Genomic DNA, 25,303 nt, shown 5'->3' with positions numbered 1-25,303 from the left:
GAACTCCAGTGAATGACGACCCCCGTCCCGTTCATCCGCATGTAGGAGCGACGATGAGCCCTGATCATCCACCCGGTCTCGACCCCGACCGGCTGCGCGGCCTGCTCGACGCCGAGCGCCCCGGCCTGGTGAGCGGCCCCCTGACCGGCCGGCTGATCGAGGGCGGACGGTCGAACCTCACGTACGAGGTCACGGACGGCACGTCGAGGTGGGTGGTACGGCGCCCTCCGCTCGGCCATGTGCTGGCGACCGCGCACGACATGAAGCGCGAGCACCGGGTCATCAGCGCGCTGCACCCGACGGACGTACCCGTGCCGCGTCCCGTGCTGCTGTGCGAGGACGAGCAGGTGCTCGGCGCCCCCTTCTACGTCATGGACTTCGTGGAGGGCACGCCCTACCGCACCGCGGAGGAGCTCGCCCCGCTCGGCCCGCGGCGCACCCGGGACGCCGTGCTGGGCCTGGTCGACACGCTCGTCGAGCTGCACGCGGTGGACCCCGCCGAGGTGGGCCTCGCCGACTTCGGGCGGCCGGAGGGCTTCCTGGACCGCCAGCTGCGGCGCTGGGGCAAGCAGCTGGACGCCTCCCGCAACCGCGACCTGGCCGGGATCGACGAGCTGCACGCCGCCCTGGGCCGCGCCCTCCCTCACTCCCCCGCGCCCGCGGTCGTGCACGGCGACTACCGGCTGGACAACGTCCTGCTGGACGAGCAGGACCGGATCAGGGCCATCCTCGACTGGGAGATGTCCACGCTCGGCGACCCGCTGACGGATCTGGGCCTGCTGGTGATGTACAGCGTGCCGCTCGGGCTGCCGGACTCCCCCGTCTCCACCACGGCCACGGCCCCCGGCCACCCGGACCCGTCGGAGATCGTCGAGCGGTACGCCGCGCGCTCGGGGCGCGACGTGTCCGAGGTCGACTGGTACACGGCGTTCGCGTGGTTCAAGCTCGCCGTGATCCTGGAGGGCATCCACTACCGGTACACGCTGGGCCAGACGGTGGGCCGCGGCTTCGACCGCATCGGCGACCTGGTCCCCGTCTTCATCGAGCACGGCCTGACGACTCTCCGACACGGCTCCGGGAAGGGCTGATCCACCATGGACTTCGCATACGACGCCCGTACGGAGGAGCTGCGGGGCAAGCTCCTCGCCTTCATGGACGAGTACGTCTACCCGGCCGAGACGGTCGCCCACGAGCAGCGTGCGCGGCTCGCCTCGCCGTGGGACACCCCGGCCGTGGTGGAGGAGCTGAAGGCCGAGGCCCGCAGGCAGGGCCTGTGGAACCTCTTCCTGCCGGATCCGGAGTACGGCGCGGGCCTGACCAACCTCCAGTACGCTCCGCTCGCCGAGATCACCGGCCGCTCGCCGCAGCTGGCTCCTACGGCGCTGAACTGCGCGGCGCCCGACACGGGCAACATGGAGGTGCTCGCGCAGTTCGGTGACGAGCAGCAGCGCAAGCAGTGGCTGGAGCCCCTGCTGGCGGGCGAGATCCGCTCGGCGTTCGCGATGACGGAACCGGACGTGGCCTCGTCGGACGCCACGAACATCACCACGCACATCGAGCGCGAGGGCGACGAGTACGTCATCACCGGGCGCAAGTGGTACATCTCGGGGGCGATGAACCCGGACTGCAGGATCTTCATCGTGATGGGCAAGACGGACCCGGACGGTGCCGACATCCGCCGCCAGCAGTCCATGGTCCTGGTCCCGCGCGACACCCCGGGCGTCACCGTGCGGCGCGCCATGCAGGTGTTCGGCTACGAGGACCATTACCACGGCGGGCACGCGGAGGTGATCTTCGACGGCGCGCGCGTTCCGGTGTCGAACCTGATCGGCGAGGAGGGCGGCGGCTTCGCCATCGCCCAGGCGCGGCTCGGTCCCGGTCGCATCCACCACTGCATGCGGCTGATCGGCATGGCGGAGCGGGCGATCGAGCTGATGTGCCGGCGAGCGGTGTCCCGCACCGCCTTCGGCAAGGCGCTGGCCCAGCAGGGCGTGGTGCACAACTGGATCGCGGACGCGCGGGTGACGGTGGAGCAGCTGCGGCTGCTCGTACTGAAGACGGCCTGGCTGATGGACACGGTCGGCAACAGGGGCGCGCACACGGAGATCCAGTCCATCAAGATCGCGACGCCGCGTGCGGTCGTCGACATCATCGACCGGGCGATCCAGCTGCACGGTGCGGGGGGTGTCAGCCAGGACTTCCCCCTGGCCGAGCTCTACGCGGGCGCGCGGACCCTGATGATCGCCGACGGGCCCGACGAGGTGCATCAGCGGTCGCTGGCTCGGCGGGAGTTGAAGCGGTACGCCTGACCCCTGGGCGGCCGGGGGTTTCCTCGCTCCCGCCGCCCCTACCCGTCCCGTCCCCGGGGCTCCGCCCCGGACCCCGTTCGGGGGCCGGCCCCCGGACCCCCGCTCCTCAAACGCCGGAGGGGGCTGGACTTTTCGCCGGCGGAGCTTGGATTTCCGGCCGAGGACAGGCAAATGCAGCCCGTCCGGCGTTCGAGGACGAGGCCGCAAGGCCGACAAGCGGGGGTCTGGAGGCGCAGCCCCCAGGGATGGGGCGGGTAGGGGCGGCGGGGGCGAAAACCCCTTACGCCCTACGGCCGCAGCGCCCTCAGCAACAAGTCCGCCAAGTGGTCCGCGACCTCCTGGGGGCTCATCGGGCCGTCCGGGCGGTACCACGTCGACAGGTGGTGCACGGAACCGAAGTGGTAGTCCACCACCAGGTCCGCCGGAGTCGCCGTGGAGAAGACGCCCGCCTGCTGCCCCTCCTCGATCAGCGCGCGGAAGCGCTCGTGGTAACGACGCCGCTCCGCCCTCACCTGCTTGTTCTTCTCGGGGCTGAGATGGTGCATCGACCGGAAGAAGATCATCGCGTCGTCGAGGTTCTCGATCGTTGTGACGACGACATCGGCCGCGGCGTCCCGCACACGTCTCTCGATCGGCTCGTCCGCACCCGCGAAGGCGTCGAGACGCTCCTGCTGGACGCGCAGCACCCGCGCGTACACCTCGTGCAGAAGATCGTCCTTGGAGCCGAAGTAGTGGTACAGCGCGCCCTTGGTGACGCCCGCCGCCTCGACGATCTCCTGCACCGACGTACGGTCGTAGCCCTGCTCGGCGAAGAGCCGGGTGGCGGCGGCCAGCAGCCGCTGCGGGACGGGCGTGCCGTCTCCGTCCGTCGTCCTGGGCACCTGCCGCCACCTGCCTTCCGAGATTTTCCCTGCTGGTCGTCCGCCGGACGTCCACTCGTCCTATCGTCGCCGATCCGACGGGCTGTCGTCCCGACGGGAGGATCTTTCCACCTGCCGGGTTCCGCACGTCGGGCAGGTCCGTCGGAGACCGGTCGGGACCGGTCCGTCAGGGATGGGCCTCCCACTTCTGCTGGACGCGGTTCATGCTCGTCAGCCAGCGGTCCGGGTCGGCGGCCCGAGCCTGGTAGAACCCGGCGACCTCGGGGTGCGGCAGGATCAGGAACCGGTCCTCCTCGATGCCCTTGAGCAGCGCGTCCGCCACGTCCTCGGGGTCGATCGCGGTCGGCGCGAGCACGAGCTCGCCCGCGCTTCCCGACGCGGTCAGCATGTCGGTGCGTACGCCCTGCGGGCAGATCGCGTGGACCTTCAGCCCACGGTGCCGGTACGTCAGCGACAGCCACTCGGCGAAGGCGTACGCGCCGTGCTTGGTCACGCTGTAGGGCGCGGCGCCGATCATGGTGAGCAACCCGGCGGCCGAGACGGTGGAGACGAACCGGCCGCTGCCGCGCTCCAGCCAGGCGGGCAGGAGCGCGTGCGCCGCGCGGACGTGTGCCATCACGTTGACGTCCCAGGCGAGCTCCCAGACCTCCTCGTCGGCCGCCTCCGTGCCACCGGAGCCGACGCCCGCGTTGGCGCAGTAGACGTCGACCGTGCCGCCGAGCGCGTCCCGGGCCTCGGCGACGATCAGGGACGCGTCACCCGGCACCGCGATGCCGCCGATCTCGTCGGCCACGGCCTCGGCCCTGCCGGCGTCCAGGTCGTTCACCACCACCCGCGCCCCCTCGGCCGCGAAACGGCGGGCCAGCGCCGCCCCGATGCCACCCCCCGCTCCGGTGACCACCACTCCAGCACCTTGCACGGCTCCCACCATCGGCTCCTTCAGACGCGACGCCACGGCCCTGCCTTGAGCCGCTCGCGGGTGAGACTAACCGGTCGGTATGTGTCAACGGAAGGGTGGCTGTGCGCCCCTTCAGGGGCTCGGGGCTGTGTCGATGCGCGGCTTCGGCCGCGTGGGCGCGACCAGCCACGAACAACCCGCGGCCAACACACCACCGCACCCGTTCCGGCTCACCCGGCGGAGCAATACCGTGGCCCCGGCAGTTCCGTCGATGTCGATCACGGAGGTCACGACCATGCGGGTGTCCAGACGACGACTGCTCGCCACCGCAACAGCCACCACCGCGCTGGCGGTGGGCCCGGCCGGAGCCGCCGGAGCCGCAGGCGGCCGCGCACTCCGTACCGGATTCGAACGGCTCGCCGCCGACGGCTACACGCTGCTCGACGGCGAGCGCGTCGGCGTCGTCACCAATCCGACGGGCGTCACCCGCGACGTGCGGCACATCGTGGACGTGATGCACGCCGACGACCGCGTGAACCTCGTCGCCGTCTTCGGCCCCGAGCACGGTTTCCGCGGCACGGCCCAGGCGGGTGGCTCGGAGGGCCGTTACGACGACCCGGCGACCGGACTGCCCGTCTACGACACGTACCAGAAGAGCGGCCGGCCGCTCGCCGACATCTTCACCGCCTCCGGAGTCGACACGGTCGTGTTCGACATCCAGGACGTGGGCGCGCGCTTCTACACGTACATCTGGACGCTGTACGACTGCATGGAGGCGGCCCGGATCGCGGGCAAGCGGTTCGTGGTCCTCGACCGGCCCAACCCGGTGACCGGGCGCTCCGCCCAGGGGCCCGTGCTGCACAGGGAGTTCGCCACGTTCGTCGGCAGGCAGCCGATCTCGCAGGCGCACGGGATGACGGTGGCGGAGCTGGCGCGGCTGTTCAACAAGGAGTTCCTGACCGCGCCGGTGCCGCTGGACACCGTCCTGATGTCGGGCTGGAGGCGCTCGGCGTTCTACGACTCCTCCGGGCTGCCCTGGGTGCCGCCGAGTCCGAACATGCCGACGCCAGACACCGCCCTCGTGTACGCGGGGACGTGTCTCTTCGAGGGGACGAACCTGTCGGAGGGACGGGGCAGCACCCGGCCGTTCGAACTGCTCGGCGCGGAGGGGATCGACCGGCGCTGGGCCGAGGCCGTGAACCGGCTCCGGCTGCCCGGTGCCCACTTCAGGGAGGCGTACTTCACGCCCACGTTCTCCAAGTTCCAGGGGAAGACCGTCGGGGGCGTGCAGATCCACGTCCACGACCGGGCCGCGTACGACCCGGTGCGCACCGGCATCGCCCTCCTCGTGACCGCGAAGCAGGTCTGGAGCGGCTTCGCCTGGCGTCCCGACCACTGGATCGACAAGCTGACCGGCTCCGCGCGGGTGCGCACGATGATCGACGCGGGGGCGGACACGGACGAGGTGGTGGCCGGCTGGCAGGAGGAGCTGGAGGCGTTCCGCGAGGTGCGCCGGGAGTACCTGCTGTATCGCTGACCGCCCGTATCACTGACTGCCCATATCGCTGGCCGTCCGCATCACCGACACCTCCACTGGCACATCAGTTCGGGTACATCCGGGCCCTGCGTGACATATGGCCAACTGCCGCCACCAGCGGGACGATGCGCGCAGAGCGCACGGAGCGCGGGACCGACGGGGGCCGAAGGGGGCCGGCATGGCGGATCCGGATATCGGCGTGACTCCCTACTGGGAGCTGACCTTCGACGCGGACGGTGACGTCGACGGGCGGCAACGGGATCGGCTCCTGGCGGAGGCCGGACAGCGCGGGGTGCGGAACCTGGTCGTCTTCGCGCACGGCTGGAACAACGACCGCTCGGGCGCGACGCGGCTCTACAGCCGCTTCTTCGAGCCGTTCCCCGCGCTGGCGCCCCGGGCTCGCCTCGGCTACGTGGGCGTGCTGTGGCCCTCGATGCGGTTCTCGGACGAGCCGATCCCCGACCTGCCGCGTTCGGTGGCCCCCGAGGTCCGGGCGACCGCGCGTCCCGTACTGGACAAGGGCACCCGGCACGCTCTCCTGGAGGTGTTCCCGGGGCGGGCGACGGTCGTGGAGCAGCTGGCGCGGCTGCTGGACCAGCAGCCGGACGAAAACGCCTCGCTGGAGGAGTTCGGGCGGCTCGTACGGCTCCTGGTGGAGGTGCGGCCGCAGGGTCCGCAGGCCTCGTTCGCGGCGGACACCCTGGCCGGCGGGATGCCGGAGAGCGACCCCGAGATGCTGTCCGGGGACACGGTGGCGGTGTGCGGGCAGTTCGCGGCGGCGCTGGCGGAGATGGAGTCGGCGGCGGGTGCCCAGGCCGTCCCGACGCGGCCGCGGTTGTGGGACGGCGGCAAGGAACTGCTGCGCCACGCCACGTACTTCGCGATGAAGCGGCGTGCCGGCACGGTGGGCGAGCGCGGGCTCGGGAGGGTCGTCGGGCAGCTCGCGGAGACGGAGCCCGACGTGCGGGTGCACCTCGTGGGGCACAGTTTCGGGGGGCGGCTGGTGTCGTTCGCGCTGCGCGGGCTGCCCGAGGACGTGCGCACGGTGAAGTCGGTGACGCTGCTCCAGGCCGCCTTCTCGCACTACGCGTTCGCGCCCCGCCTCCCCCACGACACACAGGCGAGCGGGGCCCTGAACGGCCTGCAGAAGCGCGTCGACGGCCCGCTGGTGTGCTGCCACTCCCGTCACGACTCGGCGCTCGGCACGATCTACCCGCTGGCCTCCCGCATGGCGGGCGACTCCCGCTCGGTCGCGGGCTTCGGCATCGGCAGTGTCCTGGGCACCAAGTGGGGCGCGCTGGGCTACGACGGCGTGCAGGCCGTGAAGGGCACCCGCTCGTACCTGCTGGCCGACGCGCTCAAGGCGCGACTGCCCACGTCCGGTTGCGTGAACATCGACGCGGCGGCCGTGGTGAGGCGCGGCGGTCCGCCGTCAGGTGCCCACAGCGACATCTGCCACGAGGAGCTGGCACGCATGGTGCTGGCGGCGGGCCGTATCGCCTGACCCGCCGCCGCGCACCGCGCTCTCGCGCCTACCGGTGCGACGTGAACTCGACCACCTGCTGGAAGGTCGGCCGGTTCTGCCAGCTGATCTTGTTGTGCTTGATGCCGCCGAGGGTGCGCTGGATGATCGAGTCGGCGCACCACTGATCACCGGCCGAGCAGTTGTCGTCGCCCGGGTAGACCTGGGCCGCGGTCTTCCCCGCCGCCTCCTTCAGCGTGCTGATCAGGACGTTCCGGCAGCCACCGAGGGTGCCGCCGCCGCAGTACTTCCGCGCGAGGCCGCCCTGCACCGACTCACCGAGCACGGCCCGGATGTCCTTGTCGACGTAGGACCACCAGCCGTACTGGAAGGAGCTGCCCGCGTGTGAGCCGGTGGGCCCGTGGGCGGCCGAGGGGGACTCGTCGATGGGCAGGTTGTCGTTCATGGCGGCGTACAGGCCGCTGCCGAGGCCCGGTTCGAACTCGGCCTTGACCAGCAGGGGCCACCAGGCGTCGAGGATGCGGATCGCCTCGGCGTTGGCGTACGTCTTCGAACCGGCCGAGGTCTCGGTGCGCCTGGCTCCCGCCGACACCCACGCCTGCAGCTTGTCGACCGCCGCCTTGGCCGCGGAGTCCGTGACCGTCGAGGAGTTGATCACCCTCAGCAGCTTCGGCAGGACGTCCTCGGCACGCAGGTCGGCGAGCCCCGCGTCCGCCATCGCCTTCACGAGCTGGGCCCTGGTCACACCGCCCGCCGCCACGAGCTTCTTGACGCGGTCGTCGAGCAGGTTGCCGCGGTGGACGGAGCCGTTGCCCCAGGGGGCGGTGGTGTAGTCCTTGGCCTGCTTGTTGTTCCAGGAGATGTAGTAGTCCTGGTCGATGGAGTTCGGGTGGGCGGACGGGGGCGTGTAGTCGGCGGTGTTCGTCGACGGGTCCCAGCCCTGCCACTCGTACGCCTGCCGCGCCCACACCGGGAACTCGGCGTCCACCCCGCTGGCGCGCACCGGGTTGTCGCCGCTGTTGTAGTACGCGGTGTGCCGGGAGTCGGCGTAGAACCAGTTGAAGGTGTAGTTGATGTGCTGCGTGGCCTTCTGGAAGTCCTGCGGGCCCTTGACGTAGTCGGGGTCGTTCAGCATCTGGAAGCCGATGATCGAGTCGGCCTCGTGCAGGTAGGAGGAGCGCAGGGTGGTGTAGGCGACCTTCTTGCCGCCGACCGTCGCGCGGTGCGTGACCGGGCCGTACTTGGTGCGCCAGACCTGCATCCGGTAGGAGCCCGCCGGGGTGTCGTCGGCCGTGGTCGGCTTCCAGGAGTTGGTCTTCTCGACCTTCTCCATGGCGGTGCAGGTGCCGCGGTACAGGTAGTGGTGGTCGTCCTGGCACAGTTCGACGGCGTACGTGTCGATGATGTCCTGGCCGGAGGTCGTGGCGCTCCATGAGTAGTCCTGACCGCGGCCGAGCTCCACGTACATGCTCAGGCCGGCGAAGGAGGCGCCGCGGGCGCTGATGCCCGGGCCCTGGATCTCCTGCAGCAGGAGCAGCTGCGGGGCGAAGTAGCCGGTCTGGGGGCCGAACACCGCGATCGGGTTTCCGCTCGCGGTGTGCTCGCCGCTCACCACTAGGGCGTTGGACATGCCGCGCTTGGCCGAGGTGAGGGCGTTCTGGGCGGCCGTGGCCGAGGCGCTGGTGGCGCTGGAGGCGGCCGCGCTGCCGGTGCGGTCGTAGACGAGCGGCTCCTCGGTCACCGAGCCGGCGTCGGGCAGGGCGGTGCCCTGCGGGTCGTCGGGCTTGGTCGCGTAGGGGAAGCTGCCGTCGTGGACGGTGAGCACGGCCTCCGGGTCGTTGCGCTCGCGGAAGGACTCCCAGACCCTGGTGCCCTCGGCGACGCCGTACTTCTCCTGTGCGGCGAGCAGGGAGATCGCGTTGTTGACCTCGCCGCCGCCCCCGGAGCCGAAGAGGGCACCGATGACGGAGCCCAGCGCGACGAGGTCGGTGAGTTTGAACTTCTCGATGGTGCCGGCGTTGGTGACTGAGTCCTTGTGCCCGGTCAGTACGTACTCACCGGGGAAGTAACGGCCACTGTCGGAGGCTGCGATGTAGGCGTTGATTCCGTCGAGGTAGGCGTTCGCGTCGGCGAGGGCCAGCTTGCCGCGCTCGCCGTTCGTCGCGACCGCGTTGTCGATCTGGGCCTGGAGATCGGCCTCGGTGTAGGGCGCGTGGCGCCAGAACTCCTGCTCCAGGCCCTGGTTGGAGGGGTCGCCGCCGGCGAACGGGGTCAGCTGGCCGCGGCCGACGTGGCGGAAGACATCCATCAGCCACAGCCGGTCCTGGGCGGCCGCATAGCCCGCTCCGAACTCCGTGCCGTATCGCGTGGTACCGGTGATGTGCGGCACACCCGTCTTCTTGTCGCGGACGATCGTGACGTCCGTGCGGCCGGCGGGCCTGAGTGTGGAGGCGACCTGGTCGGAGGGGACCCCGAAGGAGGCGTCGTTGAAGAAGGTGTTGATCTTGTCGTTCGTCAGCGAGGAGTAGCCGGTGGCCAGGTTGGCGTACGGCCCCAGCTGATTGGAGGCGTTCTCGGGCTGGGTGCCGAAGGCCTGGTTGAGGAGGATCTGGGCGAGGGTGGCGTTGCCGTTCTGACCGGGAGGAAGGATGTCGGAGCACTGGCCGCCGCAGTAGTCGTTGGCGGCGGCCGCCGCGTCGACGGCGGCCGTTTCCGCGGCGGCCGCCGGGGAAAGCGGCGACAAAAGACCGGCAATGAGGATGCATATGGATGCGCCCTTGAGGAACTCCGTGAATCTGCCGGGAGTTCTCACTGCGTCGAGCGTGGTGCGTGGGATACGCCAGGGCATGGCAACTCCTCCTGACGGGGGGTGGGGCCAGAGGTTACCGCCGGTATCCCCGAGTTTGAAGATGAGCAAGCGTCAACTTTTTCTCATCGCCACGGCCGCCGGCCGCCCGACACGGGCCGACGGCAGGGCAGAAACGGGCCGAGAACCGCTCGGCGGATGGCTTATGGGGGGCCATCCGAAATCGGATGGAGCCGAATCGCGTGTCGATACGTCTATTCGGCGACGTCCGAACGGACGACGCCGAAGTGACCGAAGTGCAGGTGCAGGTGTGACGGAGGTGCAGGGCGATGGCCGGCTTCAGGAGTCTGGCGAGACAGGTGCGCGATCCGAGGTGCGACTTGGCACTGCGGCGTTATTCGCTGCGCAAGTGCCTTGAGAGGTTCGCTCCGTACGGACATCGGGCGACCTGGGACCATTTGTGCTCCCGGGCCGGGTTCGGTCCCGAGGACCGTTCCCCGGATCCAGCGCGGCTCGTGGCCGCACTGGACGAGCTGGAGGAGGCCCGCTCCGTCTGGCTCGCCTACGAGGGGGAGTTCGCGCGGCGCCGCAAGAAGGAGAAGCACGACGGGCTGCGCAGGCCGGGCAGCGTGGACGACTGGCACCGGCTGACCTGGGGTGGATTCGGCGTGGCCTGGTGCGACGATCCACATGTCCACCCCCATGAACCACTGGCCGAGGTGCTGCGCCGGCTCATCGCCGCACTGGAGCGCGAACCGGGCTCGGTGTGTCCGGTGTGCGAGGGCGAGCACCTCACGTGGAAGTACGACCTGGCCCATGAACCGTCGTCGGGCCCGGTCTGCACGGAGTGCGGGATCGTGGTGCCGCGGCCCGTGCTGACACGCGAGGCCCTGGCGCACGCCAGGCGCACACGGGCGCGGCTGCTCGTATCGGCGTAGCCGAGCGGGCGCACGGGTGTCGAGAGGCATGGGGGACCCCTGCTGCCTGAGGGAGCACGCAGGCCCGCAGGGGGTGAGCACGGTCGGTCTCTCGACACCGGCTGGGGCGCCTTCAGGCGCCCTGGTGCGACCGTGCGCGGCGGGGTGCGCCCGGGGATGCCGCACCCTCGCGTGATGAGCGCGCGGCCCTTGCCCCTCGACCGGTCACGGGGTCGCGACGTCGGTGTGGATCGCGAGCTTGAACTCGGCGAGCGTGATCGCTGTCCTGATCCTCGCGTCTCTCAGTCCGCGCGCCGACACCTTCAGACCGAGGGGTGTCCCCTTGCGCACGAACATCTGCCACAGGTAGGTGCGGTACTGGCCGCCCCGGGTGATCGTGCTGTCGCTGGTGGCCGTCGAGTCGTACCCGTCCTTGGCCGAGTTCAGCGGGTCGCGGACGAACCGTGCCCGGTACTCGACGGCGCGGGGGTCCGCCGCCCAGAACACCATCGCGGAGAGCACGCCCCAGCCGTCATGGCTGGGCCAGATCAACCCGGAGCGCTCATCCGGGTACGCCGAGGGCTCGTCGCCACCGTGCGCCGGGTCGTGCATCTTCCAGGGGTCGTACGACTCGCCCTCGTCCTCGTACGGGAAGCGCACGAGGTGGTAGCCGTCCTTGTCGTACGTGATCTTCTGTGCCCCCGACCGCGCGGCATCCCACTTCAACGAGCTGACGACGACGCTCATCGGTACTCCTGTTCTACTCCGGGGCCTCCTCGGACCTCGGTGCGTTGTCAGTGGCGCCTGGCACCATCGGGGGCATGCTGCAGGTCTGCCTGAACGGCGCCCGGGGATCGGGCGATGGTGCGGTGGTGCCTCTGTCCCCGGGGTCGATGGCCGACTCCGCGGCCGAGGCCGTGGCGGTCGGGGCGTCCGACGTGCACGTCCACCCCAAGTCCCCTTGTGGGCATGACACATTGGCGGAGCAAGCGGTTGCGGCGACGGTTGTGGAGATACGGTCGAGAGTGCGTGTGCCGATCGGGGTGACCACGGGCGCCTGGGCCGAGCCCGACCCGGCGGCCCGGGTGAAGCGCGTGCTCTCCTGGACCGTCCTACCCGACCACGCCTCCGTCAACTGGCACGAACCGGGCGCGGAGGAGGTCGCGGCGGCGCTCATGGAGCGCGGCATAGGCGTGGAGGCCGGCATCTGGTCCGGCACGGACGGAGCCGCGCGGTTCGCCGCGTCCCCCCTGGGCCCTCGGGTCCTGCGCGTCCTCGCCGAGGTCACGGACCCCTCGGCGCACACGGCGGAGCAGTCGGCCCACGCACTCCTCACCGAACTCGGCGCCGCCCACGGCCGTCCCGTCCTGCTGCACGGCGAGGAGGACGGTGCCTGGCCGGTGCTGCGCCTGGCGGGTCGGCTCGGCCTCGCCACCCGGACAGGCCTGGAGGACACGCTCGTCCTGCCGGACGGGGAAAGGGCGCGGTCGAACGCTCAGCTGGTGGCGGAGGGGCTGGCTCAGTACGGGCGGTCCCAGCGCTCCTCGTAGGGCAGGGCGAGGAGTTCGGCGTGAGTGGCGAGGTCGGCCGCCCCCAGGGCACGCAGCCGTCCGGAGCCGTGCCGGACGAGCCAGTCCCCCAGTTCGGCGGCCGCCGCGTCCTCGCCCTCCCCGAGCCACCAGCCGAATGGGGTGGCGTCACCGATCAGGTTGTAGAGCCAGTCGTCGGCACACCGCACGAGGTGGGCATCCGCGACCGGTGTCCGAGGCCAGTTGTCGAGCCACGGCTTCACCGACCGGCTGATCGTGACGCAGGTGTCGAAGATCTCCTCGATCCGGTACGGCGGCTCCCGCTGCGTCAGGGCGTCCTGCCACCAGGCGTGCAGGAAGGCCTCGACGGCGTGGGCCTGCTCGGCGGGCCAGGACCGCCAGTCGGTGCGGATCAGGCCGTGGTAGCCGTCCCCGATCCGGTTCAACGTGCCGTCCGCCATGGCCCGCGCACACTGCGGCAGGAGCCGCCGCATCACGGCGGCGTGGTCGTCGAAGTGGTCGGCGGCCTTGAAGACGAAGCCGTTCAGGACGTCGAGCGGCACACGGCGGTCGGGAGCGCGCAGGTACTCGGTCTCGCCGGACGGGAAGCAGCAGCCGCAGCCCGTCTCGGTGGGACTGGCGAAGCCGTCGAAGACCGTGTCGATCGCCGCGAGCGCGGCGTCGAGGCCGGGTGAGCGCATGGGCGTCGGTCCCGTCAGGACTCCGTGCCGGGCGGGTCACCGCCGGCCGAAGAGCGCGACCCTACCAGCCGCAAATCCGCTCGCTCCATTCCTTTCCCCCATGGACAGTTGTGCGCGAGGGCGGGACCGCGTACCAGTGACTCCCCACGGGGTCGGGGGACTCGTGGGGCCGGGAAGCCCGGGGCCGCTCAGCAGCGGTTCCCGGGCTCCTCCCGCGGCTCGGGCCTCCGACGCGGCTGCCGCCGTACACCGGGGGTCTTGTGCTCCACCATGAGGCGGGAGCCGCTCGCCCGCTCTCCGAAGGCGTCGTCGGGGTTGGACAGGACGCAGCTCTCCAGCGACAGGCAGCCGCAGCCGATGCAGTCGGTGAGGTGGTCGCGGAGCCGGTTGAGCTGCTTGATGCGCTCGTCCAGCTCCGACCGCCAGGCCTCGGACAGGCGCGCCCAGTCCTCGCGGGTGGGGGTGCGCTCCTCGGGCAGTTCGGCGAGGGCCTCGCGGATGGTGGCGAGCGGGATGCCGACGCGCTGGGCGGCCCGGACGAAAGCCACCCGGCGCAGCGCGTCACGGCTGTAGCGGCGCTGGTTGCCGGAGGTGCGGCGGCTGGTGATCAGCCCCTTGGACTCGTAGAAGTGCAGGGCGGATACCGCGGCGCCGCTGCGGGCCGACAGCTGGCCGACGGTCAACTCGTGGATCTTCTCCGGAATCTGAGGCACCCCTCAGAGCCTACCGACCCAGTCACCCGGCCGGGCCGTTGACAGGTGTCCCGACCCCGACCATGCTAAGCAGTTGCTTAGAGTGATGTCCGAAACGAGTGGCGCAGCGAGCGGCGCAGGCACACGGGATACGGGAGGCCGAAGCATGGCAGAACCGAGGACGTTCACGTCCGCCGACGAGCTCAAGGCGGCGGTCGGCGAGCAGCTGGGGTACAGCGACTGGCTGGAGATCGACCAGAAGCGGATCGACCTGTTCGCGGACGCCACGGGCGACCACCAGTGGATCCATGTGGATCCGGAGAAGGCCGCGGCGGGCCCCTTCGGGACGACCATCGCGCACGGGTACCTCACCCTGTCGCTGCTGCCACTGCTGGTGCCGCAGGTGCTGAAGGTCGACAACATCAAGATGGGTGTCAACTACGGCACGAACAAGGTGCGGTTCCCGGCCCCCGTGCCGGTGGGTTCACGGTTGCGCGCCACGGCGGTCCTGAAGGAGGTCACCGAGGCGGGCGGTGGCGTACAGGTCACGGCCGCGGTCACGGTCGAGCGCGACGGCGGGGACAAGCCGGTGTGCGTGGCCGAGTCGGTGTCCCGGTACTACTTCTGACCCCTCTCACCCTTGGCTCCCACCATCCGCAGCACGAGGTCGGCGTACAGCGCGCCGACCTCGTCGGGTGTCCTGGGGCCGTTCACGTTGAACCAGCGGGCGACGTCGATGCACAGCGACAGGACGGCGATCGTGGTGCCCTTCACGTCGGGGACGTCGAAGTCGCCCGCCGCGACGCCGTCCTCGATGATGCCGCGCACGGCCGCGTCGTTCTGCCGCCGCAGGGCCACGATCTCGGCTCGTGCGTCGGGACCGAGGGCGTCCAGCTCGTACTGCACGACCCTGGCGACGGTGTGCTGCCCGGCGTGCCACCGCACGAAGGACCGTACGGCCTCGGCGAGCCGCTCGGCCGGGCCGCCCTCGCTCGCGGCGGCCGTCCGCAGCACCTCGAGCGCCTTCTCGTGCCCGATGCGGCTGATCCGGTGGAGCAGCTCTTCCTTGGTCTTGTAGTGGATGTAGAGCGCGGCCGGGCTCATGCCCGCGCGGCCCGCGATGTCACGGGTCGTCGTCGCGTGGTATCCGCGCTCGGCGAAGGCCTCCACCGCGGCGACGAGCAGCCGCCGGGCCGCGTCCGGGGTGACCTCACCCCATGGCTGCGCCTCACTGCCGGCCGTCTCCTCCGCCGTACTCATCGCTCGTTCGCCCCTTCCCATGGCAGGGTCAACACCATACCTCCGAAGGTGAGCGCTCGCTTAGAGTGCCCGTTCAGGGCGGTACGAAACGCGGTCGGAGCCGGGGGAAGGGCGGTCAGAGCTGAGGAAGTGGCGGTCAGAGCTTGGCGAGCGGGTCGTGCTCGGCGAGCAGCTTCTCCAGCCTCGCCTGGTCGACGCGGCTGACGATCTGCCCGGCCTCCTGCTTGTCCCGGATCACCTTGGCCAGGGTGAAGGCCGACGTGACCAGGTACAGGACGGCGATGCCGAGGAAGGCGCGCACCCAGGCGTCGGCCTCCAGCTGGAAGATGCCGATCGCCGTGGCCACCATGGCGACGACGAAGGAGGCGACGGCCTGACCGAAGTAGGCGGCGGTGGACTGCTGCTTGACGGGTGTCTCGCTCATGCGGACAAGGATCGGCGAGCGTGACGGGCGCCACATCCGTCGGGATACTCACCCGCGTACTCAGACGGTGAGCACGCGCGGGCTCCGCTCAGAAGGCCGAAACCCCGGTCAGCGCGCGTCCGATGACCAGCTTCTGTATCTGGCTGGTGCCCTCGTACAGGGTCATCACGCGCGCGTCCCGCAGCAGTTTGCCGACCGGGTACTCGTCGATGTAGCCGTACCCGCCGAAGACCTGCAGGGCGTTGTTGGCGGCGCGTACGGCGGCCTCGGAGGCGAAGAGCTTGGCCTTGCTGGACTCGGTGGCGAAGGGCAGCCCGCGGTCGACGAGGTCGGCGACGCGCCAGGCGAGCAGCCGCGCCGCGTCGACGTCCACGGCGATGTCGCTGATCAGCTCCTGTACCAGCTGGTGGTGGGCGATGGTCTTCCCGAACTGCTCGCGCTCGGTCGCGTACGTCACGGCGGCGTCCAGCGCGGCCTGGGCGATGCCGACACAGCCCGCGGCCACCGACATCCGCCCCTTGGCCAGCGCGGACATGGCCACGGTGAACCCCTTGCCCTCGGGGCCCAGCATGGCGCTCGCGGGCACCCGTACGCCGTCGAGCACCAGCTCGGCGGTGGCCTGGCCCCGCAGACCGAGCTTGCCGTGAACGGTCCGGCGGGTCAGTCCGGGCGAGTCCGCGGGCACGAGGAAGGCGGAGACGCCCCGGTGCCCCGGGGCGTCGGTGGACCGCGCGAAGAGCAGCACCACGTCGGCCCAGGTCCCGTTGGTGATGAACATCTTGGAGCCGCTGATGACGTAGTCGTCGCCGTCCCGCACCGCCCGGGTGGCCAGACTGCCCGCGTCGGACCCCGTACCGGGCTCGGTGAGCCCGAAGCAGCCCAGCCGCTCCCCCGACGTGAGCCCCGGCAGCCACTGCCGCTTCTGCTCCTCGCTCCCCCAGTGCGCGACGGTCTTGGCGACGAGCCCGAGCGAGACGGAGACGATGCCGCGCACGGAGGAGTCCCCCCGCCCCAGCTCCTCGGTGACCAGGCAGTACGCGAGATGGTCGCCGCCGGAGCCGCCGTACTCCTCGTCGACGGTGAGCCCGAGGAAGCCGACCTCGCCGAGCCGCTTCACAATCCCGCGGTCGACGGCCTCGGCGCGGTCCCACTCGGTGACGTACGGAGCGATCTCGCGGGCCACGAAGTCCCTGGCGAGCTGCCGGACCGCGACGTGCTCCTCACCGAGCTCCAGGTTCACCACAGGCCCCCTCAGGAGTTCAGGACAAGGGCCTCGGCCCTTTAATTACCACTGCTAGTTTAATGCCCGCGGCCCTACTATGTGCGCCATGGCCAGACCGCGCAAGCCCCTCCTGAGCACCGACCGGATCGTCGCCACGGCACGGACGCTGGTGGACGCGGAGGGCCTCGCGGCGGTGTCCACCCGACGGCTCGCCGCCGAGCTGGGCGTGAGCGGCCCTTCGCTCTACAACCATTTCCGCACCAAGGACCAGATCCTGGAGGCCGTGGCGGACTCGGTGAGCGCGCAGGTCGACCTGTCGATGTTCGAGGACGGGCGTGACTGGCGCACCGCCCTGCACGACTGGGCCGTCTCCTACCGGGCCGCTCTGCGCGACCACCCGAACATCGTCCCCGTCCTCGCCCGTGGCCCCGGCCGGCGTCCGGCCGGACTCCGGCTGGCCGACGCGGTCTTCGGCGCGATGGTGAGGGCGGGCTGGCCTCCGGCCCAGGCCACGTCCATCGGCGCCCTCATGCGCTACTTCGTCATGGGCTCCGCCCTCGGGTCGTTCGCCGGCGGTTTCGTCGACGACGAGGCGGCGTACGACCCGGCCGCCTATCCGCACCTCGGCCAGGCCCACCTGCTCGCCGACCAGCAGGAAAAGATCGACGACCGGGCCTTCGAGACGGGGCTGACGGCGCTGCTGGACGGCCTGACCGCCCAGTTCGAACGGCTCCCTCCGGGGGTGTGAGCGTTCGGTGTCGTCCGCCGCGCTCCTGCGCGACCAGCCACGACGCCCCGCAACCACCCCTCAACCACCGGAGGCACCCGCCACCCCGTATCGCACACTTCGGCCGCCACCGAAACGTCCGTGACGCATGCTGGTGGACATGACCCGCAGGAGCTCCGATCACCCGCGATCCCGCGGCAGCGGCGCCGCCGAACTGGCCGCGTTCGCCGGGCTGATCGCCGACGAGACGCGCGCCGCGTGCCTCCTCGCCCTGTTGGACGGCCGCGCCTGGACCGCCGGTGAACTCGCCCGGCACGCGGACGTCGCCCCCTCCACCACCAGCGAGCATCTCGGCAAGCTCGTGGCCGGCGGCCTGCTCGCCGAAGAGCGCCAGGGCCGGCACCGATACGTCCGGCTGGCCGGTCCCCGCATCGCCCAACTCGTGGAGGACCTCGCCTCCCACACCCGCCCCCTCTCCCCCGCCCAGCGCCCCGGCACCCTCCGCGCCGCCACCACCCGGTCCGCGATGGCCCGCGGCCGCACCTGCTACGACCACCTCGCCGGCCGCCTCGGCATCACCGTCACCGACGCCCTGACCCACCACGGACTCCTCCGCCAGGACACCGGTTTCGCCCTCACGGACACCGGCCTGGCGTGGTTCGCCGACGCAGGCATCGACCTGGTGCGTACGGGCCGCCGCCCCCTCGCGCGCGCCTGCCTCGACTGGACCGAACGCCGCCCCCACCTCGCGGGCGTCGCGGGCGCCGCCCTGTGCCGCCACGCGCTGACCACCGCTTGGTGCGTACGCGTCGGCTCCCAGCGGGCGGTGAAGGTCACCCCGGAGGGCGAGCGGGCCTTCGCGGAGCTGCTGGGCATCGAGCCGGGATCGTTTCGCTGAACCGCGCCGAACAGCTCCCGGCTGCCCCTACCGGCTCCGGCCACCCTGACTTGGCCTGCTCTTCTCCCACCCCACTCGCCCTCGCCGCGGCGCCGCCCCGCACCGCCCCGTCCGAAATCCGCGAGCCCCGACTCCCCTGCCCCGCCTAGCCTCAGGAGCATGATGACCACCGCGTCCGCCGACCGTGCCGCCCCGGCCACCTCGTCCACCCGCCGTTCCGAACTGCTCGCCGCGGCCGCCGCCACGGTCACCGTCGTGTTATGGGCGTCCGCGTTCGTGTCGATCCGCAGTGCCGGCACCGCGTACTCGCCGGGCGCGCTGGCACTCGGGCGGCTGCTGGCGGGGGCGGTGGCGCTCGGGATCATCTGCCTGGTGCGCAGGGAGGGGTGGCCGCCGCGCGCCGCGTGGCCGGGGATCCTGATATCCGGGCTGTTGTGGTTCGGCTTCTACATGGTGGCTCTCAACTGGGGCGAGCAACAGGTCGACGCCGGCACGGCGGCCCTGGTCGTCAACATCGGCCCGATTCTCATCGCCCTGCTCGGTTCCCGCCTGCTGGGCGACCGGATGCCGCCTCGGCTGCTCGCGGGCATGGCGGTGTCGTTCGCGGGCGCGGTCACCGTGGGACTGTCGATGTCCGGTGGGGGCGGATCATCGGTCCTGGGCGTCGTTCTGTGCCTGCTGGCGGCCGTCGGGTACGCGGGTGGCGTCGTCGCGCAGAAGCCGGCGCTCGGGCGGGCGAGCGCGCTGCAGGTGACGACGTTCGGCTGCCTCGTCGGTGCGGTGGTGTGCCTGCCGTTCGCGGGGCAGCTGGTGACGGAAGCGGGCGACGCGCCGCTCTCCGCGACTCTCAACATGGTCTACCTGGGTGTGTTCCCGACCGCGCTGGCCTTCACGACGTGGGCGTACGCCCTGGCCCGTACGACCGCCAGCCGGATGGGCGCGACCACGTACGCGGTGCCCGCGCTGGTGGTGCTGATGTCGTGGCTGGCACTGGACGAGGTGCCGGGGCTGCTCACCCTGGCGGGTGGTGTGCTGTGTCTGGCCGGGGTGGCCGTCTCCAGGTCCCGCGCCCGTACGACGCGTGGAGCCGCGACCCCGGAGAAACTCCCGGCGTCGCGGCCGGAGCCGGAACGGACCTGATTCCCGCCGCGGCGAGCCGGTGGGACCGGCGGCCCGCGGCGGGGGCGGGGAAACACCTGGGCCGCGCCCCCGGGCTAGAACACCACCAACGCCCGCCCGCCCTTCCCCGCCACCATGTTCTCGAACGCCCCCGCGACCCCGTCCAGCCCGATCCGTTCCGTGACCAGCGCCCCCAGGTCCAGTTCACCCGCGCGCACGAGCTCGGCCAGGACCGGCAGGTCCCGCGCCGGGTTGGAGTTGCCGTACACGCAGCCCGAAAGGGTGCGGCCCCAGTGGAAGATCTCCAGGGCGTTGAAGGTGACCTGCTGGTCGTTGCCGCCGATACCGACGACCGTGGTGCGGCCACCGCGCCGCGTGGAGTCCCAGGCCGCACGGATGGTGGCCGCACGGCCGACACACTCCACGGCCACGTCCACTCCCTGCCTGCCGGTGAGCGCGCGGATCTCACGCGCCGTGTTCTCGGACGCGAGGACGAAGTCCGTCGCGCCCGCCGACCGGGCCAGTTCCTCCTTGGCCGGGGAGACGTCCACGGCGATCAGCCGCTCGGCACCCGCGATCCGCGCCGACTGGAGCGTGGCCAGCCCGACGCCCCCGGCGCCGAACACCGCCACGGTCTCGCCCGGCCTCACCTTCGCCGAGTGGTGGACGGCCCCGTACCCGGTGAGCACGGCGCAGCCGAGCAGGGCCGCGTCGGTGAGCGGGACACCGTCCGGTACGGGGAGGACACAGCCGGCGGAGACCACCGTCTCCTCCGCGAACGCGGCCACGTTCAGGCCGGGATGGAGGTCGGCCCCATCGGGCACCCGCCTCGCGTACACGTCCCCGGCACCGGTCAGCGCGTTCGCGCACAGCCACACCTCGCCAAGCCCGCAGGCGTGGCAACTGCCGCAGGAAGGCGCCCAGTTGAGGACGACCCCGTCGCCGACCGCGACATGGGTGACGTCGGAACCGACGGCCACGACCGTGCCCGCGCCCTCGTGGCCGAGCACGGCGGGCACCGGCACCCGCATGGTGCCGTCGGAGAGGGACAGGTCGGAGTGACAGACCCCGGCGGCGGCCAGCCGGACCCGTACCTGCCCGGGGCCGGGCGGCGGCAGTTCGATCCGGGTGATCTCCAGCGGAGCCCCGACGGCGGGAAGGACGGCGGCCCGGACGACGGTACCGGCCACGGCATTCGCGGTGTTCACGGCGTTCGCGGTGTTCACGGCGTTCACGGCGTTCACGGCGTTCACGGCGTTCACGGCGTACGGCTCCCCGCGCTCAGAACTGGAGGGACTTGGTCTGGAGGTACTCGGCCAGCCCGTGCGCGCCGAGTTCGCGCCCCACGCCCGACTGCTTGTATCCGCCGAAGGGGGCGAGGGGGTTGAAGCGGCCGCCGTTGATGTCCACCTGGCCGGTGTCGAGCCGGCGCGCGAGGGCCACGGCCTCCGCCTCCTCGCCCGCCCATACGGCGCCCGCGAGCCCGTACGCCGTGCCGTTGGCGATCCGTACGGCGTCGTCCTCGTCCTCGTAGCGGAGGATCGAGAGCACCGGGCCGAAGATCTCCTCCTGCGCGATGGTCATCTCGGGCGTCACGTCCGCGAAGACGGTGGGGCTGACGAAGTAGCCCTGTTCCCGCGGGGATTCCGCGCCGCCCGCGACCAGCCGCGCGCCCTCCGCGACGCCCTTCTCGATGTACCCGCGCACCCGTTCCCGCTGCTTGGCGCTGACCAGCGGTCCGATGCGGTCGCCGTACTTCCCGGCGGCCTCGGCGGCCAGCTCGACCGCCCGCTCGTACTGCGAGGTGTGGACGAGCATGCGGGTCCAGGCGCTGCACGTCTGGCCGGAGTTGGACATGACGTTGGCCACGCCGGTGGCCACGGCGCGGTCGAGGTCGGCGCTCGGCAGGATGACGTTGGCGGACTTGCCGCCGAGTTCCAGCGCCACCTTCTTGATCGCCGCTCCGGCGGTCGCGGCGATCCGCCGGCCGACCGCCGTGGAGCCCGTGAAGGACACCAGGTCCACTCCCTCGTGCTCGGCGAGCGCCTGGCCGGCGACCGGGCCGAGCCCGGTGACGAGGTTGAAGACGCCGGCCGGGATGCCCGCCTCGTCCACCGCCTCCGCGAAGAGCTGGGCGGTCAGCGGGGTGTCCTCGGCCGGCTTCAGCACGACCGTGCAGCCCGCGGCCAGAGCCGGGGCGACCTTGGCGACGATCTGGTGGAGCGGGTAGTTCCAGGGCGTGATGGCGCCGACGACACCGACGGGCTCGTGATGGACGGTCGAGTTCCCGACCTTCTCCTCGAAGGCGTACGTGGCGGCGAGTTCGGCGTACGAGCCGGCGACCGTGATCGGCAGCCCCGCCTGCACCCTCTGCGCGAACGGCGGCGGGGACCCCAGCTCGGCCGTGACGGTCTCGGCTATCTCGTCCTGGCGCGCGGCGAGGACGTCCCGGAGGGCGCCGATCAGGGCGCCCCGCTCGGCGGGCGGGGTGGCGGCCCAGCGCGGGAGGGCGGCGCGCGCGGCGCGTACGGCGGCGTCGACGTCCTCGGCCGTGCCCGCGGGGACCTGGCCGATCTCCCGCTCGTCGGCCGGGTTCACGACCGCGATCGTGTCCGTACCGACGGCGGGGCGCCAGGCGCCGTCGATGTACATGCCGTCGTGTGCCTTCATCGCGTTCCTCCAGGCCGGTCCTCGTCCTCGGACCCTAAACTAGCGACGTTAGTTTTCCGTCACCAGGGTCCCCGGAGGATCCCACACCCGTGAGGACCAGAAGTCGACCCGCTTCCGGTCGTCGGCCTGAGGGCCACGGACTCCCGCGCGAGAGCCTCGCGCGGTCGCCGCGGGTCTCCCTCGCTCAGGTGGAGCCCGTCGGCCCCTTCGTGGACGTGAGGTGGGCGAAGACCACGATGTTGCTCGCGTAGCCGGTCCTCCGGTCGTACCGGCCGCCGCACGTGATCAGGCGCAGCTCCGGGCGGTACCGGGGCCCGTAGACCTCCCGGTCGGGGAAGTGCGCCTTCTCGTAGGTCCGCGTGGCGTACACGGTGTAGACGGCGGTGAGTCCGTCCGCGCGCCGGACGCCCACGAGGCGGCCGGTCGGGAGCTTGTGGAGTGCGGCGAAGACGGCGGGTCCCGTCTTCGTGTCGCGGTGGCCGACGACCACGACCGTGCCGGATCCACCGGGCGCGGGGCCGCCCTCGTACCAGCCGGCCGCCTTCGGATCGTCCACCGGTGGCGCCGTCAGCCTGCCCCGGCGGTCGAGGCCGAGGGCGACCAGGGGGGCCTCGATGCCGAGGTAGGGGATGGTGATGAGCGTCGCGCGCGACCGCGGAAGCGGCTGGGTGCTCAGCTCGGAGTGCGTCCGCCGGGGCTCCGGCGCGCGCGATGCCCCGACACCGCGCGCGTCGGTCCGGGCCCCGGCGGGGTCGGCGGGCTCGTCCTGAGCCCACCGGACGCCGCCCACCACCAGCGAGACGGTCACCACGATCGTCCGCGTCAGGCGGTAGGCGCGCGTCCGGTACCAGGGCCTCGGAGTGCCCCTACGCCGCGCCATCGGAGCGACGGCGGCGCAGCCCGAAGTACGCGGCTCCGGCGACCGCGACGAGGCCCGCGGCCGCCGCGGCCGCGACCGGCGCGAACTCCTGCTCCTGGGCGAGACCGCCGCCGCCCGCCGGGGGAGCGCCGTTCGGCTCGGTGTTCACCTCGCTCCTGCGTTCGCCGTTCGCCTCACCGGCGGCTTCGGGCTTCGACGCGCTGTTCCGCTCGGCCTCGGACGCGGCGTTGCGCTCGGCGTTGCGCTCCGCCTCGGGCGCGGCGTTGCGCTCCGCCTCGGACGCGGCGTTGCGCTCGGCCTCACGCGCGGCGTTGCGCTCCGCCTCGGGCGCGGCCGCCGTCCCGGGCGCGGCATTGACGCCGCTGCCGGTCTCGGCGTCCGTCCCGGGCGCGGCGTTCGGGCCGCTGTGGGGCTCGGCGGCCGCCTCGTTGCCGGGTACGGCGTTCGGCACACCGCCCCGCGCGGCGTGCCGCTCACCGTTCGGCCCGTCGTTGGGGGCCGCCTCGGGGGCGCCGCCCGGCGCGTGGGCGCTGGCCGGCGCCTCGCGGGTGCAGTCGACCTTGAAGGCCTTCTGCTTCCCGGCGCCCGTGCCGCCGTCCACCCGCCAGGTGATCTTGTACTGCGCCTCGGGAAGCGCCAGGTTGTCGTCCGTCCGCCCCGCACCGTCGGTGAGCAGGACGCGGCCCGAGAGCTGGGCGGTGCCTGGCTTCGCCGGCTGCCGTTCGATGGCCCACGACAGACCCTGGGCCGAATCGAAGTTGACGGCCTCCAGGTAGAACTCGCAGACCTTCGGCCGGCCGGCCTGGGGGAGGGCGTCGGTTTCCGTCATGCGGATCTTGATGTCGCCGCGGTCGCCGGGAGCCGCGGCGGCGGTCGGCGCGACGAAGAACGCGGTTCCCGCCACGGTGAGCGCCGCGAGGGCCGCGACACCCGGGCGTGCGCCCGCGCGGCGTGTGAGGGACGACGAGGTGGGCATGCGAGACCTCCGAGAGTCAGGCGATAGTCACATAAATCGGGCTTCCGACTGACTCTTTGTCACACCCGCGACGCCCGGTGTCGGCGCCGCGCTTCACTGCCCGTCAGATTTCGCTCTTCCGGCCCAGGGACGCCCCGCGCTCCCGGGCACTGCCGGCTGTGTCCCCGTCCGGCCCGTTCCCGGGCCTCGCGGGGGAGCGCAAGGCTATCCCCGAGGACAGCAGCAACAGCGCACCCAGCATCACGAACGGCGCGGCGACCCCGGCGACACCGGCGACCAGACCCGCGGCGCCGGGGGCGGCGACCTGACCGAGCCGGTTGCCGGTCAGCCGCAGCGCGAGGGCGGTGGAGCGGGCGCCGTCCGGGGCGGCCTGCACGACCGTCGTCATGGACAGCGGCTGGCCGACGCCGAGGCAGAACCCGAGGGCGGCGAGCATCGCGGCGAGCGCCCACACCGGCACGGGCAGCGCGATCCCGGCGCACAGCAGGGCGCCCACGAGGCAGGTCACGGTGAGCAGCGTGGTCCTGCCGAGCAGTCGCAGCATGGGCGTCATCACGAGCCGGCAGGCGATGGTGGCCGCCGCGCGCAGGCTGAGCAGCAGGCCGATCACGGACGGCGCGATACCGCGCTCCTCGCCGACCACCGGCAGGTACGCGGTGAGGACGTCGGTCGCGGACAGCACGGAAAGGCTGATGAGGATGCCCGCGGGCACGCCCCGGGTGCGCAGGATGCGGTGGACGGGAACCCGGTCGCCCTGTCTCGTACGGGACTTGGGGGCCCTACGGTGCTCGATGCGCCACAGCGAGGTGCACGCCACCGCGGCTCCCCCGCCCGCCACGAGCAGGGCGAGCGCGCTCGTGCCCGCCCTGTCCGGGCCGCCGATCAGGGCGCCGGCGGCGATCGGCCCGGCCAGCTGGCCGAGGGAGGCGCCGATGGTGAAGTGGCCGAAGTTGCGGTCCTGTTCCTGCGGCGCGGACTGCCGGGCGACGATCGACTGGGCGCCGATGACGAAGGACAGGTGCCCGAGGCCCATCACCCCGCTCCAGGCGGCCATCGCGAGCAGCGAGTCGGCGAGGCCGCTGAACACACAGCCACCGGAGATGAGGACGACGCCGGCGGGCAGCAGCGGCGCACACCGCCCGTGGTCGGTGCGGCGGCCCAGCGGTACGGCGGCGAACAACGGGAGCAGGGCGTAGACCCCCGCGATCACGCCGACCGCGCGCTCGTCGGCGCCCAGCGCGAGGGCCCGGTAGGACACGGCGGGCCGGGCCATCGACACCGCCCCCTGCGCGAAGCTGAAGGCGACGACAAGGCGGATCAGCCAGCCGCGGTTCCCACCGGACCTCACGACACGGTCCTCCTCAGGAGTTCTCT

24 protein-coding genes are annotated in these 25,303 nt (G+C 71.9%); 10 read left to right on the top strand and 14 right to left on the bottom strand.

The window, feature by feature from the left end:
• Window positions 1-53 precede the first annotated feature (53 nt).
• Both ACZ49J_RS31030 and ACZ49J_RS31025 read left to right on the top strand, forming a co-directional pair.
• Window positions 54-1,088: a phosphotransferase family protein gene (locus tag ACZ49J_RS31030; RefSeq protein ID WP_467453741.1), complete on the top strand. Its 1,035-nt coding sequence runs from the start codon at window positions 54-56 to the stop codon at window positions 1,086-1,088.
• 6 nt (window positions 1,089-1,094) lie between these two features.
• Window positions 1,095-2,309, top strand: coding sequence for an acyl-CoA dehydrogenase family protein (locus ACZ49J_RS31025; RefSeq protein ID WP_467453742.1), 1,215 nt, complete (start codon window positions 1,095-1,097; stop codon window positions 2,307-2,309).
• Between the two features lie 287 nt (window positions 2,310-2,596).
• Here the strand turns inward: ACZ49J_RS31025 and ACZ49J_RS31020 are convergent, their stop codons facing one another.
• Complete coding sequence (locus ACZ49J_RS31020) at window positions 2,597-3,190, bottom strand: TetR/AcrR family transcriptional regulator (RefSeq protein ID WP_467453743.1); 594 nt, start codon at window positions 3,188-3,190, stop codon at window positions 2,597-2,599.
• Between the two features lie 166 nt (window positions 3,191-3,356).
• A complete protein-coding gene (locus ACZ49J_RS31015) occupies window positions 3,357-4,121 on the bottom strand; it encodes an SDR family oxidoreductase (protein ID WP_467453887.1) in 765 nt (254 codons plus the stop codon).
• A 262-nt stretch (window positions 4,122-4,383) separates the two neighbouring features.
• On the opposite strand from ACZ49J_RS31015, the gene ACZ49J_RS31010 reads away from it, so the two are divergent.
• Together ACZ49J_RS31010 and ACZ49J_RS31005 are read left to right on the top strand one after the other, a co-directional pair.
• The gene (locus ACZ49J_RS31010) at window positions 4,384-5,625 is read left to right on the top strand and encodes an exo-beta-N-acetylmuramidase NamZ family protein (protein WP_467453888.1); all 1,242 of its coding nucleotides are present in this window, start codon (window positions 4,384-4,386) and stop codon (window positions 5,623-5,625) included.
• 178 nt (window positions 5,626-5,803) lie between these two features.
• Complete coding sequence (locus ACZ49J_RS31005; protein ID WP_467453744.1) at window positions 5,804-7,129, top strand: serine-threonine protein kinase; 1,326 nt, start codon at window positions 5,804-5,806, stop codon at window positions 7,127-7,129.
• 28 nt (window positions 7,130-7,157) lie between these two features.
• Here the strand turns inward: ACZ49J_RS31005 and ACZ49J_RS31000 are convergent, their stop codons facing one another.
• Complete coding sequence (locus ACZ49J_RS31000; RefSeq protein ID WP_467453745.1) at window positions 7,158-9,956, bottom strand: penicillin acylase family protein; 2,799 nt, start codon at window positions 9,954-9,956, stop codon at window positions 7,158-7,160.
• Window positions 9,957-10,243: 287 nt separating this feature from the next.
• Here ACZ49J_RS31000 and ACZ49J_RS30995 point away from each other — a divergent pair, with 287 nt between their 5' ends.
• Window positions 10,244-10,852 (top strand): hypothetical protein, encoded by a 609-nt coding sequence (locus ACZ49J_RS30995; protein ID WP_467453746.1) that lies wholly within the window; start codon window positions 10,244-10,246, stop codon window positions 10,850-10,852.
• A 204-nt stretch (window positions 10,853-11,056) separates the two neighbouring features.
• Here ACZ49J_RS30995 and ACZ49J_RS30990 read toward each other — a convergent pair whose 3' ends face one another.
• Window positions 11,057-11,578, bottom strand: coding sequence for a hypothetical protein (locus ACZ49J_RS30990; protein WP_467453747.1), 522 nt, complete (start codon window positions 11,576-11,578; stop codon window positions 11,057-11,059).
• A gap of 74 nt (window positions 11,579-11,652) precedes the next feature.
• Here ACZ49J_RS30990 and ACZ49J_RS30985 point away from each other — a divergent pair, with 74 nt between their 5' ends.
• Window positions 11,653-12,381, top strand: a complete 729-nt coding sequence (locus ACZ49J_RS30985; protein WP_467453749.1) for a 3-keto-5-aminohexanoate cleavage protein — start codon at window positions 11,653-11,655, stop codon at window positions 12,379-12,381.
• On the opposite strand, the gene ACZ49J_RS30980 is transcribed toward ACZ49J_RS30985, so the two are convergent.
• Both ACZ49J_RS30980 and soxR read right to left on the bottom strand, forming a co-directional pair.
• Complete coding sequence (locus tag ACZ49J_RS30980) at window positions 12,351-13,061, bottom strand: hypothetical protein (protein ID WP_467453751.1); 711 nt, start codon at window positions 13,059-13,061, stop codon at window positions 12,351-12,353. The two genes, ACZ49J_RS30985 and ACZ49J_RS30980, sit on opposite strands and share 31 nt — an antisense overlap.
• Window positions 13,062-13,249: 188 nt before the next feature.
• Complete coding sequence (soxR, locus tag ACZ49J_RS30975) at window positions 13,250-13,774, bottom strand: redox-sensitive transcriptional activator SoxR (RefSeq protein WP_467453752.1); 525 nt, start codon at window positions 13,772-13,774, stop codon at window positions 13,250-13,252.
• Window positions 13,775-13,919: 145 nt separating this feature from the next.
• Here soxR and ACZ49J_RS30970 point away from each other — a divergent pair, with 145 nt between their 5' ends.
• A complete protein-coding gene (locus ACZ49J_RS30970; RefSeq protein WP_467453753.1) occupies window positions 13,920-14,381 on the top strand; it encodes a MaoC family dehydratase in 462 nt (153 codons plus the stop codon).
• Here ACZ49J_RS30970 and ACZ49J_RS30965 read toward each other — a convergent pair.
• The 3 genes from ACZ49J_RS30965 to ACZ49J_RS30955 form a co-directional block, all read right to left on the bottom strand.
• Window positions 14,372-15,013 carry a TetR/AcrR family transcriptional regulator gene (locus ACZ49J_RS30965; RefSeq protein WP_467453755.1) on the bottom strand — a complete coding sequence of 214 codons (642 nt, stop codon included), beginning with the start codon at window positions 15,011-15,013 and terminating at the stop codon, window positions 14,372-14,374. The two genes, ACZ49J_RS30970 and ACZ49J_RS30965, sit on opposite strands and share 10 nt — an antisense overlap.
• Before the next feature lie 136 nt (window positions 15,014-15,149).
• On the bottom strand, window positions 15,150-15,437 hold the full coding sequence (locus ACZ49J_RS30960; RefSeq protein WP_467453757.1) for a YiaA/YiaB family inner membrane protein: 288 nt from the start codon (window positions 15,435-15,437) through the stop codon (window positions 15,150-15,152).
• An 88-nt stretch (window positions 15,438-15,525) separates the two neighbouring features.
• Window positions 15,526-16,677, bottom strand: coding sequence for an acyl-CoA dehydrogenase family protein (locus tag ACZ49J_RS30955; RefSeq protein WP_467453759.1), 1,152 nt, complete (start codon window positions 16,675-16,677; stop codon window positions 15,526-15,528).
• A gap of 88 nt (window positions 16,678-16,765) precedes the next feature.
• On the opposite strand from ACZ49J_RS30955, the gene ACZ49J_RS30950 reads away from it, so the two are divergent.
• The 3 genes from ACZ49J_RS30950 to ACZ49J_RS30940 all read left to right on the top strand — a co-directional run bounded on the left by ACZ49J_RS30950 (window position 16,766) and on the right by ACZ49J_RS30940 (window position 19,424).
• On the top strand, window positions 16,766-17,407 hold the full coding sequence (locus ACZ49J_RS30950) for a TetR/AcrR family transcriptional regulator (protein ID WP_467453760.1): 642 nt from the start codon (window positions 16,766-16,768) through the stop codon (window positions 17,405-17,407).
• A 139-nt stretch (window positions 17,408-17,546) separates the two neighbouring features.
• A complete protein-coding gene (locus tag ACZ49J_RS30945; RefSeq protein ID WP_467453761.1) occupies window positions 17,547-18,284 on the top strand; it encodes an ArsR/SmtB family transcription factor in 738 nt (245 codons plus the stop codon).
• Between the two features lie 159 nt (window positions 18,285-18,443).
• A complete protein-coding gene (locus ACZ49J_RS30940; protein ID WP_467453762.1) occupies window positions 18,444-19,424 on the top strand; it encodes a DMT family transporter in 981 nt (326 codons plus the stop codon).
• A gap of 74 nt (window positions 19,425-19,498) precedes the next feature.
• On the opposite strand, the gene ACZ49J_RS30935 is transcribed toward ACZ49J_RS30940, so the two are convergent.
• The 5 genes from ACZ49J_RS30935 to ACZ49J_RS30915 all read right to left on the bottom strand — a co-directional run bounded on the left by ACZ49J_RS30935 (window position 19,499) and on the right by ACZ49J_RS30915 (window position 25,277).
• Entirely contained in the window at window positions 19,499-20,593 is a 1,095-nt protein-coding gene (locus tag ACZ49J_RS30935) for a Zn-dependent alcohol dehydrogenase (RefSeq protein WP_467453890.1), read from the bottom strand.
• A gap of 91 nt (window positions 20,594-20,684) precedes the next feature.
• A complete protein-coding gene (locus ACZ49J_RS30930; protein ID WP_467453763.1) occupies window positions 20,685-22,073 on the bottom strand; it encodes an aldehyde dehydrogenase family protein in 1,389 nt (462 codons plus the stop codon).
• Between the two features lie 184 nt (window positions 22,074-22,257).
• Window positions 22,258-22,953 (bottom strand): class F sortase, encoded by a 696-nt coding sequence (locus tag ACZ49J_RS30925; RefSeq protein WP_467453764.1) that lies wholly within the window; start codon window positions 22,951-22,953, stop codon window positions 22,258-22,260.
• Window positions 22,940-23,929 carry a hypothetical protein gene (locus tag ACZ49J_RS30920; protein WP_467453765.1) on the bottom strand — a complete coding sequence of 330 codons (990 nt, stop codon included), beginning with the start codon at window positions 23,927-23,929 and terminating at the stop codon, window positions 22,940-22,942. Before ACZ49J_RS30920 ends, ACZ49J_RS30925 begins: the two co-directional genes overlap by 14 nt.
• Window positions 23,930-24,032: 103 nt before the next feature.
• Window positions 24,033-25,277 (bottom strand): MFS transporter, encoded by a 1,245-nt coding sequence (locus tag ACZ49J_RS30915; RefSeq protein WP_467453766.1) that lies wholly within the window; start codon window positions 25,275-25,277, stop codon window positions 24,033-24,035.
• Window positions 25,278-25,303 lie beyond the last annotated feature (26 nt).

This window comes from Streptomyces sp. NPDC030840 (assembly GCF_055572015.1).
This window is presented reverse-complemented; position numbering and strand designations above follow the sequence as displayed.